This window comes from Nocardia sp. NPDC004415 (assembly GCF_053602435.1).
In genome coordinates this window covers 67,399-84,385 of the sequence record NZ_JBSGDP010000005.1, presented here as the reverse complement: position 1 = coordinate 84,385, position 16,987 = coordinate 67,399, and the positions used below count along the sequence as shown (strand labels likewise).

At 70.0% G+C, this 16,987-nt stretch carries 15 protein-coding genes; 8 read left to right on the top strand and 7 right to left on the bottom strand.

The annotated features are described in order from the left end of the window. Positions 1–6 precede the first annotated feature (6 nt). Both ACWEMY_RS03990 and ACWEMY_RS03985 read right to left on the bottom strand, forming a co-directional pair. Positions 7–1,383, bottom strand: coding sequence for a 4Fe-4S binding protein (locus ACWEMY_RS03990; RefSeq protein WP_452388780.1), 1,377 nt, complete (start codon positions 1,381–1,383; stop codon positions 7–9). A gap of 24 nt (positions 1,384–1,407) precedes the next feature. Continuing rightward, positions 1,408–2,289 (bottom strand): AurF N-oxygenase family protein, encoded by an 882-nt coding sequence (locus ACWEMY_RS03985; protein ID WP_452388779.1) that lies wholly within the window; start codon positions 2,287–2,289, stop codon positions 1,408–1,410. Positions 2,290–2,528: 239 nt separating this feature from the next. Here ACWEMY_RS03985 and ACWEMY_RS03980 point away from each other — a divergent pair, with 239 nt between their 5' ends. After that, entirely contained in the window at positions 2,529–3,428 is a 900-nt protein-coding gene (locus ACWEMY_RS03980; protein WP_452388778.1) for an alpha/beta hydrolase, read from the top strand. Between the two features lie 35 nt (positions 3,429–3,463). After that, on the top strand, positions 3,464–4,102 hold the full coding sequence (locus ACWEMY_RS03975) for a TetR/AcrR family transcriptional regulator (RefSeq protein ID WP_452388777.1): 639 nt from the start codon (positions 3,464–3,466) through the stop codon (positions 4,100–4,102). A gap of 27 nt (positions 4,103–4,129) precedes the next feature. Here ACWEMY_RS03975 and ACWEMY_RS03970 read toward each other — a convergent pair whose 3' ends face one another. The 4 genes from ACWEMY_RS03970 to ACWEMY_RS03955 form a co-directional block, all read right to left on the bottom strand. Next, positions 4,130–5,515, bottom strand: coding sequence for a styrene monooxygenase/indole monooxygenase family protein (locus ACWEMY_RS03970; protein ID WP_452388776.1), 1,386 nt, complete (start codon positions 5,513–5,515; stop codon positions 4,130–4,132). Between the two features lie 44 nt (positions 5,516–5,559). Further along, entirely contained in the window at positions 5,560–6,987 is a 1,428-nt protein-coding gene (locus ACWEMY_RS03965; RefSeq protein ID WP_452388775.1) for an LLM class flavin-dependent oxidoreductase, read from the bottom strand. A gap of 1 nt (position 6,988) precedes the next feature. After that, complete coding sequence (locus ACWEMY_RS03960) at positions 6,989–8,209, bottom strand: acyl-CoA dehydrogenase family protein (protein ID WP_452388774.1); 1,221 nt, start codon at positions 8,207–8,209, stop codon at positions 6,989–6,991. A 65-nt stretch (positions 8,210–8,274) separates the two neighbouring features. After that, complete coding sequence (locus ACWEMY_RS03955) at positions 8,275–9,792, bottom strand: flavin-containing monooxygenase (RefSeq protein WP_452388773.1); 1,518 nt, start codon at positions 9,790–9,792, stop codon at positions 8,275–8,277. A gap of 86 nt (positions 9,793–9,878) precedes the next feature. Here ACWEMY_RS03955 and ACWEMY_RS03950 point away from each other — a divergent pair, with 86 nt between their 5' ends. The 3 genes from ACWEMY_RS03950 (at position 9,879) to ACWEMY_RS03940 (ending at position 12,266) form a co-directional block, all read left to right on the top strand. Beyond that, positions 9,879–10,922: an AraC family transcriptional regulator gene (locus ACWEMY_RS03950; protein WP_452388772.1), complete on the top strand. Its 1,044-nt coding sequence runs from the start codon at positions 9,879–9,881 to the stop codon at positions 10,920–10,922. 55 nt (positions 10,923–10,977) lie between these two features. Next, positions 10,978–11,295: a hypothetical protein gene (locus ACWEMY_RS03945; RefSeq protein WP_375928498.1), complete on the top strand. Its 318-nt coding sequence runs from the start codon at positions 10,978–10,980 to the stop codon at positions 11,293–11,295. Between the two features lie 101 nt (positions 11,296–11,396). Continuing rightward, the gene (locus tag ACWEMY_RS03940) at positions 11,397–12,266 is read left to right on the top strand and encodes a 3-methyladenine DNA glycosylase (RefSeq protein ID WP_452388835.1); all 870 of its coding nucleotides are present in this window, start codon (positions 11,397–11,399) and stop codon (positions 12,264–12,266) included. On the opposite strand, the gene ACWEMY_RS03935 is transcribed toward ACWEMY_RS03940, so the two are convergent. Next, entirely contained in the window at positions 12,263–14,014 is a 1,752-nt protein-coding gene (locus ACWEMY_RS03935; RefSeq protein WP_452388771.1) for a BCCT family transporter, read from the bottom strand. The genes ACWEMY_RS03940 and ACWEMY_RS03935 overlap by 4 nt on opposite strands. Positions 14,015–14,236: 222 nt before the next feature. On the opposite strand from ACWEMY_RS03935, the gene ACWEMY_RS03930 reads away from it, so the two are divergent. Genes ACWEMY_RS03930 through ACWEMY_RS03920 form a run of 3 tightly spaced genes read left to right on the top strand, consistent with a single transcriptional unit; the run spans position 14,237 to position 16,846 of the window. After that, complete coding sequence (locus ACWEMY_RS03930; protein ID WP_452388770.1) at positions 14,237–15,802, top strand: LVIVD repeat-containing protein; 1,566 nt, start codon at positions 14,237–14,239, stop codon at positions 15,800–15,802. Next, positions 15,799–16,419 (top strand): DUF305 domain-containing protein, encoded by a 621-nt coding sequence (locus tag ACWEMY_RS03925; RefSeq protein WP_452388769.1) that lies wholly within the window; start codon positions 15,799–15,801, stop codon positions 16,417–16,419. The genes ACWEMY_RS03930 and ACWEMY_RS03925 overlap by 4 nt, the downstream gene beginning before the upstream one ends. Before the next feature lie 43 nt (positions 16,420–16,462). Continuing rightward, a complete protein-coding gene (locus ACWEMY_RS03920; RefSeq protein WP_452388768.1) occupies positions 16,463–16,846 on the top strand; it encodes a hypothetical protein in 384 nt (127 codons plus the stop codon). Positions 16,847–16,987: the final 141 nt, after the last annotated feature.

Below are 16,987 nucleotides of genomic sequence, written 5' to 3'. Positions count from 1 at the left end.
CCCCCGCTACCGGCTGCTCGGCACCGCGGCGAGGTCCGCCGCGATCATGTCGACGGTCTGGGCGGCACACCGCCGGTTCTCGCCTAGTCCACCTCGGCCACCGCGCTTCGCCCACCCGACCACGTAGAGTCCCGCGATCGGCACGCCGGTCGCGACGTCCACGACCCTGCCCTCCCGATTGCTCACGGCGCCGTCGGGACCCAGCGGCACTCCCGGCACCGGCTCACAGGTGAATCCCGACGCCAGAACGACCGAGTCGGCCGTCACTTCCACGTCACCCGAGCCGGTGCGCTCGGTGTCCACGCACAGGCGCCCGGCACCCGGGCGCACCCCGGTGACGGTGCGCCCGAAGATCACCTCCACCGGCAGTCCCGACAGCCGCGAACGCCGATCTGGTCGCGCGAGTTCGGTCAGCAACTGGTCGAGGGGAGCCGACGTGGCACCGAGGCGAGCACCGCCGGTGTCGACGGTGATGTCGACGTCGAGCTGCCGCAGTTCGTGCAGCGCCGAGAAGGTGAACGACGGCCGGGAGACCGGCGAGCGGGCGAGGACGACCACCCGGGCGATCGGCGCACCCGAGCGGTCGACGATGCGCCGCCGGGCGATGTTCGCCACCACATCCAGCGCGACATTGCCGCCACCGGCGATCGCCACCACCGGTCCCGTCACCGTGACGGCCGGGACGCCACCGTCCCGCGCGACGGCGTTGGCGGCGGCCACCAGGTCGATCGCCTGGTGGACATCCGGCATCGCCGCCCCCGCGACCGTGCGCGGGGTGGTGGCGCCGAAAGCCAGGATCACCACGTCGAATCGGTCGCGCAGGGCCTCGATCGTCACGTCGACGCCGACACGGGTCCCGAAGCGGCTCTCCACCCGCGAGTCCGCGAAGGGCACATCGAACAACCGGGTCAGCTGCCCGATCCCCCGATGATCCGGTGACACCGCCGTCCGCAGGAGCCCGCCCGCCCGCGCACCACGCTCGAACACCGTCACCCGGACCGCGCTGGATCGCTGCAGGAGTTCCCGGACCGTGTACATGGCCGCCGTCCCGGCCCCGACGACCGCGATGCGCAGCTGGCCCCGCCCGGCATCCAGAGCGATGGGGATCTCGGGCCTGCCCGTGCGCCGCGCGCCCGGCAGCTCGTCGCGGGAGCCACCGGTCTGCCGCGCGTACACCCGCTCGGTGTCGGTCAGCGCCGCTTCGGGTTTGATCGCGGCCACCGGGCAGGCGTCCACGCATGCCGAGCAGCCGATACAGGCGCTCGGGTCGATGGACAGCTGCTCGGCGGCCGCGAAGTCCGGGTCACCGGGCGTGGGGCCGATGCAGTTCTGCGGACAGACCCGCAGACAGGACCCGTCCTTGCAGCAGTGTCCGAGAATCACGAAACTCACTGTCGGCGGTCCCTTTCACAGGAGGTTCGACTTGCGGTAGATGCTCCGGGCGAGACCGTTGAGCAGCCCTTCGCGGTCGAGGAATTCCACCAGCGGCGCGGTGGCCCGGCGGAACATCATCCGGTGGTGCTCGTTGCGGCCGATCTCGGTCCTGGCCACCTGCCAGTCCAGCCCGAGCCCGCGGTAGACGCCCTTGTTGATCAGGCCCTTGGCGATGATGTGCGCGCCGAAGGCGATCAGCACGGCACTGACGTAGCGACGCACCCGCGAGACCCCGCGCAGGCGGTCGCGCATCTTCTGGCGCGCGAAGCTCATGTGCCGCGACTCCTCGACCACGTGCACGTGCGAGCTGCGGCGCACTGCGGGCGCGACCCGGTCGTCGATGGACCAGTCGCGCTGCATCACGTCGAAGACCTCTTCGCCCGCGAGCACGATGCCGTAGGCGACCTCCTCCCAGGCGAAGGTCCGGAACACCCAGCCCATCAGGATCATCACGCGATCGAGGGGGCTGTGGCGTTCACCGAGGCGCTCGATCGCGCCGACGAACATCAGCGAGTGCAGGTTCTCGTCGGCGCATTCGTTGAACAGGAATTTCACGTCGGGCCGGGTCGGGTCGGCGCTGTGGTTGCGGCGCAGCAGCACGATCTGCAGGGCGATCTCGAGCCAGATGGCCACCCCGAGGAAGTGGGTGACTTCGCGCCGGGTGAGCCGTCTGCGCTCCGGTTCGCTCATCCGGGTCCAGGTCGGGGTGCCGTAGAGCGGGGACCACTCCGGGGTCATGCCGTACCGGTCGGCGTCGTCGGTGCCGGTCTGGTAGTCACGCAGGTCGAACGACAGCCGGCGGGCCGAGTCGAGCAGTTCTGCGTACAGCGTCGCGGAATCCTCCGGCTCGGGCAATGGTCGACTCCCCGGTGATATCGGCGCCGAGACTGCGACCGGGCGATCGAGCCCGGGTCCAGGGCGGTGATCTGCAACTCCAGAGCGAGATGGTGCCGACAAGTGTATCCGCGCCGGCCTGCGGAAACGGGTTGCGACATAGAGCCGTTCATGGTCGTGTCGCCTCGAGGTAGTTCCGCAACCAGCGTCACTGTTGGATACACTTCCACATTTAGAAGCTATTCCACTACAGTGAGGGGATGACCCGAACAGACGTCACCTTCCCGTCCGGCGACGGCACCTGCGCCGCCTGGCTCTACACGCCCGCCACGGACGAATCGCGGCCCGTGATCGTGATGGCCCACGGTGTCGGCGGGGTGAAGGAGATGCGCCTGGACGCCTTCGCCGAGCGCTTCGTCGCCGCCGGGTACATCTGCCTCGTCTTGGACTACCGCCACTTCGGGGCGAGTTCCGGCGAACCGCGTCAGCTGCTCGACATCGGCAAGCAGCTCGAGGACTGGCGCTCCGCCATCACCTACGCGCGCGCGATCGACGGTGCCGACCCCGACCGGGTCGTCGTGTGGGGCACCTCGTTCGGCGGCGGGCACGCCATCGTCACCGCCGCGCACGACCACCGTGTCGCCGCCGCGATCGCCCAGTGCCCGTTCACCGACGGCTTCGCCTCCGCGTTCGCCATCCCGCCGCTGAGCTCGGCGAAGGTCACCGCTCTCGCCCTGCGCGATGTCGTCGGTGCCCGATGGGGGCGGCCGCCGGTCATGGTCCCGACCTACGGGCCGCCCGGCTCGACCTCGCTCATGGCCACCCCCGACAGCGTCGCCGGTGTCACCGCGCTCATCCCCGAGGGACTGCACGTCCCCACCGACGTGGCCGCCCGCTTCGGCCTCGACATCGTGCGCCACTTCCCCGGTCGCCGCGCCCGCGAAGTGACCTGCCCGATCTTCTTCGCCATCTGCGAACGCGACACCGTCGCCCCGGCCCGCCCGACCCGGAAATACGCCGCCCAGGCCCCACGCGGCGAGATCGCGCTCTACGACGCGGGCCACTTCGACATCTATGTCGGCGCGGACTTCGAGCGCAATGTCACCGACCAGCTCGACTTCCTCCGCCGCCACGTACCCGTCACCCGTCCTCTTGGTTGAGGTTTCTACTGTTGGAATCCGCTTACACTGACGAGGTGTCCAGTACCGAAACCCGCACCCAGCGCCGAGCGGCGGCCAATCGCCGGGCCGTCATCGAGGCGGCCAGGGAGATCATCGCCGCGCAGGGCACCGGCGCGCTCACTCTCGAGGCGGTGGCCGAGCGCGCCGATGTGGCGGTGCAGACGATCTACAACCGGGTCGGTGGCCGGGCGGCCCTGCTCACCGCGGTCGCGGAACTCGCCATGGAGGAGAACCGCACCTATATGGACGCCGCCTACGCGACGCCGGGCTCCGTCGAGGAGCGCCTGCTGCGCGCGGCGGCGGAGTACGCGCGTTTCGCCCGGGAGCGCCCCGACGAGTTCCGCATCCTGTCCGATCCGCCGCACGAGCCGCAAACGCTCGAACGTATCGCCGAGCTGACCCGGGAGCAGAACGGCAAACTCGCCGCCATCCTGCGCGACGCCGTCGCCGACGGCACGGCCCGCGCGGACCTCGATCCCGATCGCGTCGCGACCACCCTGTGGGCCGCGTTCAACGGCATCCTGTCGCTGTCCTGGCGCACCGACAGCCTGCGGGCCGACAGCGACGAACTCGACCTCCTCGTCGCCACCTTCAGCACCGCCGTCGCCGACGGCCTCAGGACACAGCGGCCCGTTGACGGCCGCGACGCGTAGTACTGCGGCGCCGCGGCCGTCACCGGCTCAGGCGCGCGTGAGCGCGGGCGCGAACGCCGACCGCTCGAAGCGGCCCGCGGGCTGGAACCGGCCGAGCACATCGGCGGCGGGCACCCCGGTGACCTGCTCGATGTAGGCGCCCGCCGCTTCGGCCGAGTCGACCCCGAGGAAGGGCTGCGGATGGTGCAGCAGCCCGACCAGCGCGCTCGCGAAGCGCGGCTCCACCGCCGCGGCGGCGAAGAACTGCCCGCCGATATCGGCGAATTCCGGGTCGCTGAGGAACAACCGGGTCACCTTCGCCGCCGCATCGCTGCGGGCGGCGAGGAACTCGGCGTACCGGGCGGCGATCCAGGCCTCGTCGAACGCGCCGTCGTGCACCGCCGCGGCGGCGACCAGCCGTTGCGCCTGGATCAACCCGCTCTGCGCGCCCTGTCCCGCGATCGGGTCGTAGGCGACGGAGGTGTCACCCAGCGAGGCCACCGGATGACCACCCGCGGTGCGCCCCACTCCCTCCCGGACCACCGGCCGCACCGCGCCTTTGAGCCACGAGTGCGGATCGTCCTCGATCACCCGGGTGGCCAGCACCTCGGGCAGATCCCAGTCGATGTAGTCGCGGTACAGCTCGGTGACGATGCGGTGCGCCGACGCGGCCGAATCCGCGGCGCCGAACCGCTTCTCCCAGTCGCTGCCCGGCCGGGCCCAGCCCAGGAACGCCCAGCTCGGCCCGGCGTCCTTGTGCAGGTACGGACCCCACCAGCCCTCGCCCTGGTCGGCGAAGATGGAGAACCCGCTGTGCCCGCCACCGGCCGGGCTGCGGTGGGCGAACACGCCCGGATCGTGGTCGAGACCGGTCACCGTGACGGTGAGCAGCGACCGTTGGGGCGCGTCGTAGACGGTGCGCGCGGTGTCGACGGCGAACAGGTCCGACAGACCGCCGCGCCCGGTGGCGACGAGGGTCAGGTCGTGGGCGGCGGCGATGCCGTCGAGGGTTTCCGGGGTCACCTGTTCGACGACGAACCGGCCACCGCGCTCACGGAAGGCGGTCAGCCGCTCGTCGGCCTTGAGCCGGGTGTCGACGGCGACGCCGACATAGCCGTCGAAATCGCCGTCGAAGGCGATGAGTTCGTTGCGCTCGGGGTCGGCGATGCGGACGCTGAGCCCGGTGTGCCGGGGTGCCCGGGCGGTGTAGGTGTCCAGGCCGAGGGCCAGCTCGGCCTGTTGCGCCACCCCGAATTCCAGGGCGGTGCCGGTGGCGGGAACGTCGTTGCGGAGGGCCGGCTGGTCGCGGTCACTGTAGAGCGTGACCTCGAAGCCGGCATCGAGCAAACCTAGCGCCGCGGTGACGCCGGTCTGTCCGGCGCCGACGATCGCGGCCGAACGCGTGGAACGTGAAGCGGGATTCTGCGATGTCATAGCGAAATGGTGCGCCTTTCCGTGCGCGAGGTGCAGGGTTGCGATCAGCGGGAATCAATGGCTGTGAGCCGCACCTCCGACTCGGGCAGGGCCGTCGAATTGCGGCCGCCCACCCGGTAACTCGCGCCCCGGTGCTCGTCCGGCAGCCGGTCACCCGCGCCGAACAGCGCGTGCCGCAGCGTCCCCGGCTCGTACTCGGTGGCATAGACACCACGCGCGGTGAGCACCGGAACCACGTGGCGCACAACGTCTTCGAAGCTGCCGGGGGTGATCGCGTAGGCCAGGTTGAAACCGTCGAGGTCGGTCTCGGCGGCCCAGTCCTGCAACTGATCGGCCACGGTCTCCCCCGAGCCCACGAACACCGGCCCCATCCCGCCGATCCCGGCCCAGCGGCCGATATCGCGCACCGTCCACTCCCGGCCGTCGTCGTCGAACTCCTGGAAGGCGGCGACCGCGGACTGGATGGCGTTGCTGTGCACCTCGCCGATGGGGTCGTCGAGGCTGTAGCGCGACAGGTCGATGCCCATCCAGCCGGACATGAACACCAGCCCGCCCTCCACGCTCGCATAGGACAGATAGTCCGCGTGTTTGGCGTGCGCGGCCTCGTCGGTGGCATCGGTGACGATGGTGGCCAGCGCGTAGATCCGGGCGGCGTAACGGTCGCGACCGGCCTGTTCGAGCGCGTCCCTGATCCGCGAAACAGTCTGGGCGAGCACCCGTTTCGACGGCCCGGCGACGAAGATCGCCTCGGCGTTCTCGGCGGCGAAACGAACCCCGCGCGGGGAGGCGCCCGCCTGGTAGATGACCGGGGTGCGCTGCGGTGACGGCTCGGACAGGTGGATGCCCGGCACGGTGAAATGCCGTCCGCGGTGGCCGATGTGGTGCACCTTCGCCGGGTCGACGTAGACGCCGCGCTCGGCATCACGCACCACGGCGTCGTCCTCCCAGGACCCCTCCCACAGCTTGTAGAGCACCTCGAGATACTCGTCGGCCTGGTCGTAGCGGTCGTCGTGGTCGAGCTGGTCGTCGGCGCCCATATTGCGTGCGGCCGAGGGCAGGTAACCGGTGACCACGTTCCAGCCGATCCGGCCGTCGGTGAGATGGTCGAGGGTGGACAGCCGCCGGGCGAACGGGAAGGGATGCTCGAAGCCGGTGCCGGTGGTGATGCCGAAACCCAGATGCTCGGTGGCCGCCGCCATCGCCGTCACCAGCAGCAGCGGATCGGCAACCGGCACCTGCGCGCCCTGGCGTAGCGCGGCGACGTCGTCCCCGCCGTAGGCGTCGTAGACGCCGAGCACGTCGGCGATGAAGATGCCGTCGAAACGCCCGCGTTCGAGCAGCCGCGCCAGCTCGGTCCAGTAGCTCAATTCCTTGTACCGGTGCGACTGGTCGTCGGGATGGCGCCACAGCCCGGGTGACTGGTGGGCCACACAGTTCATGTCGAACGCGTTGAACCGGATCCGCCGGGTCATCTCAGTGCTCCCCGGCGGCCGGAACCCGTTCGCCGGCACTCCAGCCGAACGGCAGGTCGGTGCCGTTGAGCAGGTGATCGCCCACCGTCCTGGCCTTCTGGATGGCGGGATTGTGCACGGAGATGGTGCGCGCGTTGCGCCAGTGCCGGTCCAGACGCAGCTGTTCGGACACGATCGAGGCCCCACCCACCTCGAACAGCAGACTCGTCGCGGGCAGCACGATATCGATCACGGCCAGCTGGGCCTGCGCGGCCGCGAGTTCCACGGCGGTCAGCGCGGCGGTGTCGGTCGCGCCCGCGGCGAGCACCTCGTCGAGCAGATCGGCCACCGCCAGCACGCTCGCGCGGGCGGCGAACGCGGCCGCCGACAACTTGCCGATCACCTGCTGCACCAGTGGATCGTGGCGCGGCAGATCGGCCGCGGAGTGGGTGTAGCCGCGGGTGCGTTGCGAAACCCATTCCCGCACATCGGCTTCGGCACGCTGGGCGATGCCGGCGAGCACCGCCAGCTGGACCAGTTGCAGGTACCCGGTCGCGTAGGTGGGTCCGGGCACACCGTAGCCGGGGCCGAGGATCTGGTCCTCGCCGACGAGCACACCGGTGAATTCGGTGGTGCCGCTGGCGGTGAGCCGCTGCCCGAAGCCGTCCCAGTCGTCGTGCTGGCGAACACCGTCGGCTCGCGCGTCGACCAGCACCCCCACCCGTTCACCGTCACGGTCGGCGGCCACCAGGATGTGGTCGGCGTAGAGCGAACCGGTGCTGTAGTACTTGGTGCCGTCCAGGCGCCAGTGCTCACCGTCGCGGGTGAGCCGGGTCCGGTACCGGTCGACCGCGCCGACCCCGGGTTCGGTGATCGCGTTGCCCACCAGGGTGCCGTCGGCGACCGCGCGCAGCCACTGTTCGCGCGCGGCTCCCGGCGCGGCCAGCAGCTGGTCCTCCACGAAGGACCAGTGCACCCGCAGCGCCTGCGGGAGGTTCGATTCGGCGGCGGCGAGGTCGATGAGCAGCCGGAACAGCTGCCGCACGCTCGCGCCGTACCCGCCGAACTCCACCGGGACCCGCAGCGCGCCGAAGCGGGCCGCGCGCAGGGCGTCGATCTCGGCATGGGCGAGTTCGCGGCTGGTCTCGCGGGCGACGGCGCCTTCGGCGATGCGGGCGAAGATCGGGCCGAAGACGTCATCCAGTTCGGAATCGGCCACGCGTTTCGTCTCTACGGATGTCATTCACCCACCATGACGCCGTCCGCCCGCGGGCTCACCGGTTGCGCGCAGCGGGATCGCAATAGCCCCTAGCGGGGCAGCGGCTCGGCGGGTGTCGTCGCGCCGCGCGAGCCCGCCAGTGAGCGGTGCAGATCGGTGCGCAGGGTGGTCAGTGAGTCCAGCACGTAGTTCTGGCGCACCCGCCACGGCGCCCGGTCGCCCTGCCGCGGGAATTCCCCGATCGAGCGGGTGACATACCCCGAGGACAGGTCGAGCAACGGCTGTTCGGCCAGACCGGGCTCCGGGCGCGGCTCCACGATGGTGTGCCCGGTGCGCTGCATCCAGTCCAGGACCTTGCAGACCAGCCGGTGCGTCAGATCGGCGCGCAGGGTCCACGAGGCGTTGGTGTAGCCGACGCAGGTCGCGAAGTTCGGCAGCCCCGTCACCATGGCACCGTTCCACACGAACTGCTCCGCCAGCGGCACATCCCGCCCGTCGACACGCGGAGTGATGCCGCCGAAGGGCAGCAGCCGCAGACCGGTCGCGGTGACCACGATGTCGGCGCGCAGGACCTCGCCCGAGGCGAGCCGGATGCCGTCCTCGGTGAACCGCTCGATCCGGTCGGTCACCACCGTGGCCGATCCCGATTTCACCGCCCGGAACAGGTCACCGCTGGGCACCGCGCACAACCGCTGGTCCCACGGATCGTAGGACGGGGTGAAGTGCTCGGCGACCAGCGCCGGATCGCCGAGGATCCGCTCGTTCATCCGGGTCAGCAGGGCGCGGGCGCGCTGCGGGCTGCGGCGGCAGAACTGGTAGAACGCGGTGCTGAAGGCGATCTTGCGCCAGCGTGTCAGCCGGTGCGCCACGGTGGCGGGCAGCAACTCGTGCAGCCGCTCGGCCGCGCGGTCACGCGACGGGACCGCGCTGATCCAGGTGGGGCTGCGCTGCAACATGGTCACCTGCGCCGCGGCGCCCTCGCCCGTCAGCATGGCCGGAACCAGCGTCACCGCCGTCGCGCCGGAGCCGATGACGATCACCCGCTTGCCGCGGTAGTCCAGCTCCGCGGGCCAGAACTGCGGGTGCACCAGCGTGCCCCCGAAGGACTCGACGTCCGGGAACGCGGGGGTGTGCGGGGTGTCGTAGTCGTAGTATCCGGCGCACGAGTAGAGGAACCCGCAGGTCATCGTGCGGCGGCTGCCGTCACGGGAGTCCTCGATCTCGAGCCGCCAGCGCGCGGCCGCGGTATCGAAGTCCGCGGCGACGACCTTGCTCGAGTACCGGATGTGGCGGTCGATGCCGAATTCGGTGGCGGTCTCGCGGATGTAGTCCAGGATCGAGGCGCCGTCGGCGAGCGGCTTCTTGCCCAGCCACGGCTTGAAGGCGTAGCCGAGGGTGTACATGTCCGAATCCGAGCGCACACCGGGATACCGGAACAGATCCCAGGTGCCGCCCAGCTGTTCGCGGGCCTCGAGAATCGCGTAGGTGGACCCGGGCCGCAAGGTCTGCAACCGGTAGGCCGCGCCCACCCCGGACAATCCCGCGCCGACGATCACGACGTCGAGGTGCTCGGGCTCGCGGTGCTCATCGATCCGTGTGTTCGGCATGGTTCCAGTCTCGCGCCGCGACCGCCACTAGTCTTGCCCTCGGGCGACAACTATTTACCTTTGCGCGACACTCCTCGGGAGGGCACATGGACTACGTCCGATCGGCGGGCATCCGTGGCCTGCGCGCGGTCGTGGCCGAACTCGGCGGCGACGCCGAGCGCTACACCCGGCAGGCCGGCCTGCCCGCCACCGTCCTAGACAGCGACGACGTGCTGGTCCCCAGCGCCGCCATGGCCGAACTCCTGGAACTGGCCGCCGCCGACCTGAACCGTCCCGATCTCGGCCTGCGCGTGGCGGCCCGCCAGGATCTCACCATGCTCGGCTCACTCGCCATGGCCGTGCAGCACTCCCCCACCCTCGGCGACGCGCTCGACTACACCTCCCGCTACCTGCTCGTCCACGCCCGATCCCTCACCCTGACCGTCGCCGACGATCCCCTCGGCCGCCCCGGCGTGGCCGGCCTGTACTACGGCCCCGCCACCGCCACGGGCCCCGTGCAGGGCACCGATCTCGGCCTCGCGTTCACCCACCGCGCGATCACCTACCTGCACCGCGGCGACTACGGACTGCTCAGCGTCGAACTCCCCTACCACCCGGCGGCGCCCGACCACGTCTACCGCGAATTCTTCGGCGCCCCCGTTCATTTCGGCCGCTCCGCACTGCCCGTCGCGGTGCTGCGCGTCCCCCGGGCGCTGCGCGAATTCCGGCTCAGCGGCGTCAACGAGAACCTGCGCCGCCTCGCCCTGGCCTTCCTCGCCGAACAACTCCCCGCCCCCGCCACCGCCCGCCCCGACACCGCCGCGCGCGTCCGCGCCGTCATCCGCGAATCCCTCGGCACCCGCCCCATCGAAGTCGCCGCGGTCGCCGACCTGCTCGCCCTGCACCCCCGCACCCTGCAACGCCGCCTCGCCGAGGAGAACCTCCGCTTCGCCGACCTCGTCGACGACGTCCGCCGCGACACCGCCCACCACCTCCTCACCACCACCGACCTCCCCCTCGGCCAGGTGGCGGGCATGCTCGGCTTCGCCGAACAATCCGCCCTCTCCCGCGCCGCCCGCCGCTGGTGGAACACCACCCCCCGCGCCCTCCGCCGCAGCTCCCCACCCCACCGAGCAGCAAACTCCGAGTAACATTCCCGAATTCTCAGCGATCTTTCAGACAACATCTATTTCCGGAGGTTCGGACATGTTCTCTGCGAAAAAGCTCGCTGCCGGCACCATCGCCGCAACCGCCACCGCCACCGCCCTCATCGCCGGCGGCGGCACCGCCCAGGCCGACGTCCCCGTCTGGCAGGCCAACTGCCACGTCTACAACATCTTCAACACCGGCGGCATGGCCAACTGCGAACTCCCGACCTGGCACCAGGTGAAACTCACCTGCGTAGCCTGGCCCGTCCCCTTCACCTACTGGAAGTACGGCCCGATCCAATACGGCCAGAACCAATCCTGGGCCAGCTGCGACTCCTTCAACGCCCTCGTCGGCATCGAGGTCATCCAGGCGTAACCCCACCTCTGGCCCCGATTTCGGGGCCGTTCCAGCACCGCGAACCGGTGCGGGAGAATGGTCCGGTGAGCACGGACAGCACTCTCGATCAGACCCCCGACCTGCGGGTACTCCCGCAGGTCGAGTGGCGTGAGCGGGCGCGGGTGCATCGGGAGCGGCTCGATGGGCTGGTGGGGCCGTATCTGGAGCGGCGGGCGGCGGGGACCTCGCATCCGGTGATCGACTTTCTGTTCACGTACTACGGGAACAAGCCTTCGCAGTTGCGGCGGTGGCATCCGGGGTTCGGGGTGGGGTTGCGGGATGCGGGTGAGTACGAGGGGGCTCGGGGGTATCGGCGGGTGGACGGGGATGTGTATACCGCTGATGCGGCTTATCTGGAGAAGCGGCGGGGGACCGTCGAGTTCGTGGCGGGGTTGTTGGGGGCGACGGCGGGGCGGGCGGCGCAGCTGTCGTGTTTCGGGTTGCACGAGTGGGCGATGGTGTATCGGACCGAAGACGTGCGGCATCAGCAGGTGCCGTTGCGGCTGGGGTCGGCGGGGACGGATGCGGTGGTGGAGTCGATGTCGTTGCGGTGCACGCACTTCGACGCGTTCCGGTTCTTCACCCCGGACGCGGTGGGCCGCAATGCCGAACCGCTCACCCGTGACGATCAGGTGCGCCGCGAGCAGCCGGGCTGTCTGCACGCCAACATGGACATCTACAAGTGGAGTTTCAAGCTCGCGCCGCTGATCGGTTCGGACCTGATGCTCGACTGCTTCGAACTGGCCTGCGCCGCACGCGAACTCGACATGCGGGCCAGTCCTTACGATCTGCGCGAGTTCGGGTACGAGCCGGTGCGGATCGAGACGCCGGCGGGCCGGGCCGAGTACGTGCGCGGCCAGGCCGCGATCGCCGAGTCGGCGGCGACGCTGCGGGAACGACTGCGCCGGGACTGCGTCGCGCTGGCGGCGACGCAGCCCCTCGACGCCTAGTCCCGCTCGACCGTGCCGTCGCCCTTCGCGACGGTGTCCTCCGCGATCGCCTCCAGCTCCTCGGTCGGCTCGGTGACCAGCGAGAAGTCGCCCTCGTGCAGCTCGGTGCCCTTGTCGACGGCGACCTCGACGAGTTCGATCCCGCGGTCGGCGCGCAGGATCAGCGGGTCCTCGTGCAGGTCCTTGTAGAGCGACACGCACATCCCCACCATGACGACCAGGAACGGCAGTGAGACCACCGTCGTCAGCGCCTGCAGACCGGTGAGCGCTCCACCGAGATTGTCCGAATCGGCGATGACCAGCATGATCGCGGCGACCGCGCCGGTGGCGGCACCCCAGAAGATGACGGTCAGCCGGGACGGTTCGATGCTGCCGCGCTCGGACAGGGTGCCCATGACGATCGAGGCCGCGTCGGCACCGGAGACGAAGAAGATGCCGACCAGGATCATCACCACCACCGTGGTCACCGAGACGATCGGATACTGGTCGAGCAGATGGAACAGCGCGTTGTCGGAGTCGACGGTGCCGTCGGGTTCGGTGAGGTTGTGGTGCTCGGTCTGCTCGGCGATGCCCGCGCCGCCGAAGATCGCGAACCACAGCAGGCTCACCGCGCTCGGCACCAGCAGCACGCCGGTGACGAACTGGCGGATGGTGCGGCCCCGGCTGATCCGGGCGATGAACATGCCCACGAACGGGGTCCACGAGATCCACCAGGCCCAGTAGAAGATCGTCCAGCTCGACAGCCAGGCCTTCATGGCCTCGTCGCCGGCGCCGGTGCGCGAGGCCATGGTGGGCAGGAACTCGACGTAGTCGCCGAGCGAGATGGGCAGCATGTTGAGCATGAACAGGGTGGGCCCGGCGATGAAGACGAACGCCGCGATGGCCAGCGCGAGAACCATGTTGATGTTGGACAGCCACTGGATGCCACGCTCGACGCCGGAGACCGCCGAGATCACGAACGCGACGGTCAGGGCGGCGATGATCGCGACCAGACCGACCTTGCCGATCCCGTCGATCCAGCCGTTGAACTCCATGCCCGCGCCGATCTGCAGGGCGCCCAGGCCCAGCGACGCGGCGGAGCCGAACAGCGTCGCGAAGATGGCCATCATGTCGATCGCCCGTCCACCGAGGCCCTCGGCACGGCGGCCGAGCAGTGGCCGGAACACCGAGGAGATCAGCTGTGAGCGGCCCTTGCGGAAGGTGCCGTAGGCGATGGCCAGGCCGGCGACGGCGTAGATCGCCCACGGGTGCAGTGTCCAGTGGAACAGGGTGGTGGCCATCGCGACCTCGGCCGCGGCGGGGCTGCCCGGTTCGGCGGTGTGCGGGGGCGGATTCACGAAGTGCGACAGCGGTTCGGCCACGCCCCAGAACATCAGCCCGATGCCCATGCCGGCGCTGAACATCATGGCGATCCAGGACACCGTGCGGAATTCGGGTTTCTCGTCGTCGTCACCGAGCGGGATGCGACCGTACCGGCTGATCGCCAGCCAGATGACGAAGAAGACGAACGCTGTGGCGACCAGCACGAACAACCAGCCGGTGTTGGTGATGACCCATTTCTGGGCGGAACCGGCGAAGGAGGCCAGGCTCTCGTCGTCGAGGATGCCCCAGACGACGAAGGCCACCGTGCCGATCGCGGTGGCGCAGAAGACGAACAGGTCCAGCCGGGGTTTTCCCGGCGATCGACCGGCTACCGCGTCCTCGGGGCCGTCCGTGCCACCCGAGGTGCCTACGACATCGTTCGACATGGAGTCCGAGTCCTTTCCGGTCGCGGTGTCGGCGGATCGCGCGCGCCAGTCGCTACCTGAGCAACCGTACAGCGTGTCACCGACAGGAAGGCGGATTCGACCCGCCGGGCGAGCGGCCGATTCGCCGAAACCGGCCGCGCGGGTGCCGCACTCGCCTTACCATCCGAAGACGGCAACTGTCTGAGCCAGTCGGTGCCGAAACAGCTCGGTCGGGGAGGCACGATGCGCGGACGGACACTTCGTCACTGGACGGCACTGGCGGCGGTGGCCGTGTTGACCGCCGTCGGGCTGCCCTCCGGCGCCGCCGCCGATCCGGTCGCCGACCTCGCCGGGACCGTGCGGGAGTTCCTCGATGTGGGGCGCACCGCAGTGCCGCGCGCCGAGTGCGGACCGGGCTCGCTGCCCGAGACCGGGCTCCAGGGCGACGTCCCCGCGACTGACCGGGACAGTGGGCGCAGCACGCTGGGCTACCGCTGCAACATGTCGATGGTCGGCGGGTACACCGGGCGCGGGGCGGGCATCACCTCCACCAGTTTCGAGCACTGCGCCTATGTCGGGTCGTTCTTCCCCGGCACGCTGCTCGGCGAGCATCCCGGAGTGCAGGTGCTCGACGTGTCGGACCCGGCGAATCCGGTGCTGACCGCGACGCTGGGCGAGCCCGCCATGCTGGCCGGGACCTGGGAGACGTTGAAGGTCAACACCACTCGCAAACTGCTCGTCGGCACCGGTGTGCCGGTCGGACTGGGGGCGGGATATCTGTCGGTCTACGACATCTCCGACTGCGCGCATCCACGGCTGCTGAATCCGGGCACCGGATCGAATCTGCTGATGCCGCTGCCGATCACCACGCACGAGGGCGGCTTCTCCCCCGACGGGCGCACCTATTGGGCCTCGGGTCTGGTGCCCGGTTTCCTCAGCGCCGTCGACCTCACCGATCCCGCGCGGCCGCGGGTGATCTGGCAGGGGCTCACCGGGATCGAAGCACACGGGATGGGGGTGAGTCCCGACGGCAACCGCCTCTATATCTCCGCACTCGGCGGATTCACGGTGCTGGATGTGAGCGCGGTGCAGCGGCGGGACCCGAATCCGCAGGTGCCGCATCTGGGTCGCACGTTCTGGACCGACGGCTGGGCCACCCAGCACAGCGTGCCGGTCACCTACGACGGTGTGCCGCATCTGTTCACCGTCGACGAGGGCGGCTCCGGCGGGGTGAAGCTCATCAACGTGTCCGACGACTCGGCACCACGGATCCGGACGAAGGTCAAGCTCGAGATCAATCTGCCGGAGAACATCGACTCCGGAATCGGTTCGGCCATGGGCGGTTCGGCGTTCTCCTACGAATCGCACTACTGCACCGCCGACCGCCCCGCGAATCCGACGGCGCTGGCCTGCGGCTGGATCGCCTCGGGCATCCGGGTGTTCGACGTGCGCGATCCCGACGCCATCCGCGAGATCGCCTATTTCAACCCACCTGCCCGGACCGGGCGCAATCTGGAGATCTGGAATTCGCCGCACGCGCTGGCCTCGATCATCGGCATTCCGGTGATGAGCGCGCCCGCGGCGCTGCGCTCGCTGGCCGAGAGCCTGATCGATCCGGCCCAGATCCTCACGGCCAGGGCCGGTGACATCGCCTTCGGTGACCTGTCCACCGATTGGTGCCTGTCGCCGCCGGAGTGGCGCGGGGACCAGCTGTATGTCACCTGCTCGGACAACGGGTTCATGGTGTTGCAGTTCGACAACGGCGTCTACACCCCGCCGGCGGACCAGCAGTCGACGGTGGGGTCGTGAGCGCGCGGCTGCTCCGCCTGGCGGCCGGTGTCGCGGCGGCCGTCTTCCTGCTGGTGCTCGGCGCGGCGCTGCGCCCGCTGCTCATCCCCGAGAAGTCCACGCCCGCACCGGTTCTCACCGCGACCGAGCTGGGATTCGTGCAGGACATGACCGCGCATCATCAGCAGGCGCTCATCCTGGCCGAACGGCTGGACCCGGGCGCCGACCCCACCGTGCGCCGCCTGGCCGAGCAGATCGCCGACACCCAGCGGGTCGAAATCGGCACGTTGCTGGGCTGGACGCAGCTCGCCGGGGTGGCGCCGATGTCCGCGCAGCCGATGAGCTGGATGCCGGAAACGGCAGGCCACCACCATGATTCGGTGTCGACGACCATGCCTGGGATGGCCACCACCGCGGATCTCGACGCCCTGTCGGCGGCCCGCGGTGCCGAGGCCGAAAACCTGTTCCTGCAGCTGATGTACCGCCACCACGCGGGGGGTATCACCATGGCCCGCACCGCCGACTCGCTGCTCACGTCGGGGGCCGTCAAGCAGTCGGCGCGGGCGATGGCGCAGTCGCAGAGCCAGGAACTGGGGTATCTCGGGATGCTGCTCGATGCGCGGGGTGTGCGGCCCTGAGCCCCGACCGGCGCCGCGCCGGATACCCGCCTACGATGCGGTCATGAGCGGGGATGCGGGGGCGCCACCACCACTGACGGCGCGGGAGGTAGGCACGCTGCTGCTGGGCGTGGTCCAGGTGGCGCTGGGCGCGGCGGCAGGTGTGGGTGTCGCGTTCTTCTGCTATCCGAGGGTCGTGTTCACGCTCCTGGACGCGATCGGCCTCAATGGTCCGCAGGCGCCGGTCGGGCACGGCACGGATACCCCCGGCTACTGGGCTGTCTGGATTCTGTCCTTCGCCGTCGTCCCGGTGCTGCTCTGGCCGGCCTATCGCCTGCGCGCCACGCGGGCGTTCGTCGTCGCCATGGGTATCGCGTTCGTCGCGACCGGGCTGCCGGTCGCGCTGCTGATGATCAGTCTCGACAGCGGCGGGTTCGGGCCCAGCTGAGCCGGGGCGCGCGGATGTGTCCGAGTGCGCACCGGGGGCCGGGTGCCCGGGTGAGGACAACGTCACCGTAGGGCAACTGCTCAGAAAATCACAGGCAACGGGATCTATGGACGATATGTCGGATTATCGGTGCACTGTGGG

Bases quoted from the DNA above. Each gene is read 5' to 3' on its own strand.
- ACWEMY_RS03980 (WP_452388778.1), top strand. From the start codon at position 2,529: ATGACCCGAACAGACGTCACCTTCCCGTCCGGCGACGGCACCTGCGCC.
- ACWEMY_RS03970 (WP_452388776.1), bottom strand. From the start codon at position 5,515: ATGACATCGCAGAATCCCGCTTCACGTTCCACGCGTTCGGCCGCGATC.
- ACWEMY_RS03965 (WP_452388775.1), bottom strand. From the start codon at position 6,987: ATGACCCGGCGGATCCGGTTCAACGCGTTCGACATGAACTGTGTGGCC.
- ACWEMY_RS03960 (WP_452388774.1), bottom strand. From the start codon at position 8,209: ATGACATCCGTAGAGACGAAACGCGTGGCCGATTCCGAACTGGATGAC.
- ACWEMY_RS03955 (WP_452388773.1), bottom strand. From the start codon at position 9,792: ATGCCGAACACACGGATCGATGAGCACCGCGAGCCCGAGCACCTCGAC.
- ACWEMY_RS03950 (WP_452388772.1), top strand. From the start codon at position 9,879: ATGGACTACGTCCGATCGGCGGGCATCCGTGGCCTGCGCGCGGTCGTG.
- ACWEMY_RS03945 (WP_375928498.1), top strand. From the start codon at position 10,978: ATGTTCTCTGCGAAAAAGCTCGCTGCCGGCACCATCGCCGCAACCGCC.
- ACWEMY_RS03935 (WP_452388771.1), bottom strand. From the start codon at position 14,014: ATGTCGAACGATGTCGTAGGCACCTCGGGTGGCACGGACGGCCCCGAG.
- ACWEMY_RS03930 (WP_452388770.1), top strand. From the start codon at position 14,237: ATGCGCGGACGGACACTTCGTCACTGGACGGCACTGGCGGCGGTGGCC.
- ACWEMY_RS03920 (WP_452388768.1), top strand. From the start codon at position 16,463: ATGAGCGGGGATGCGGGGGCGCCACCACCACTGACGGCGCGGGAGGTA.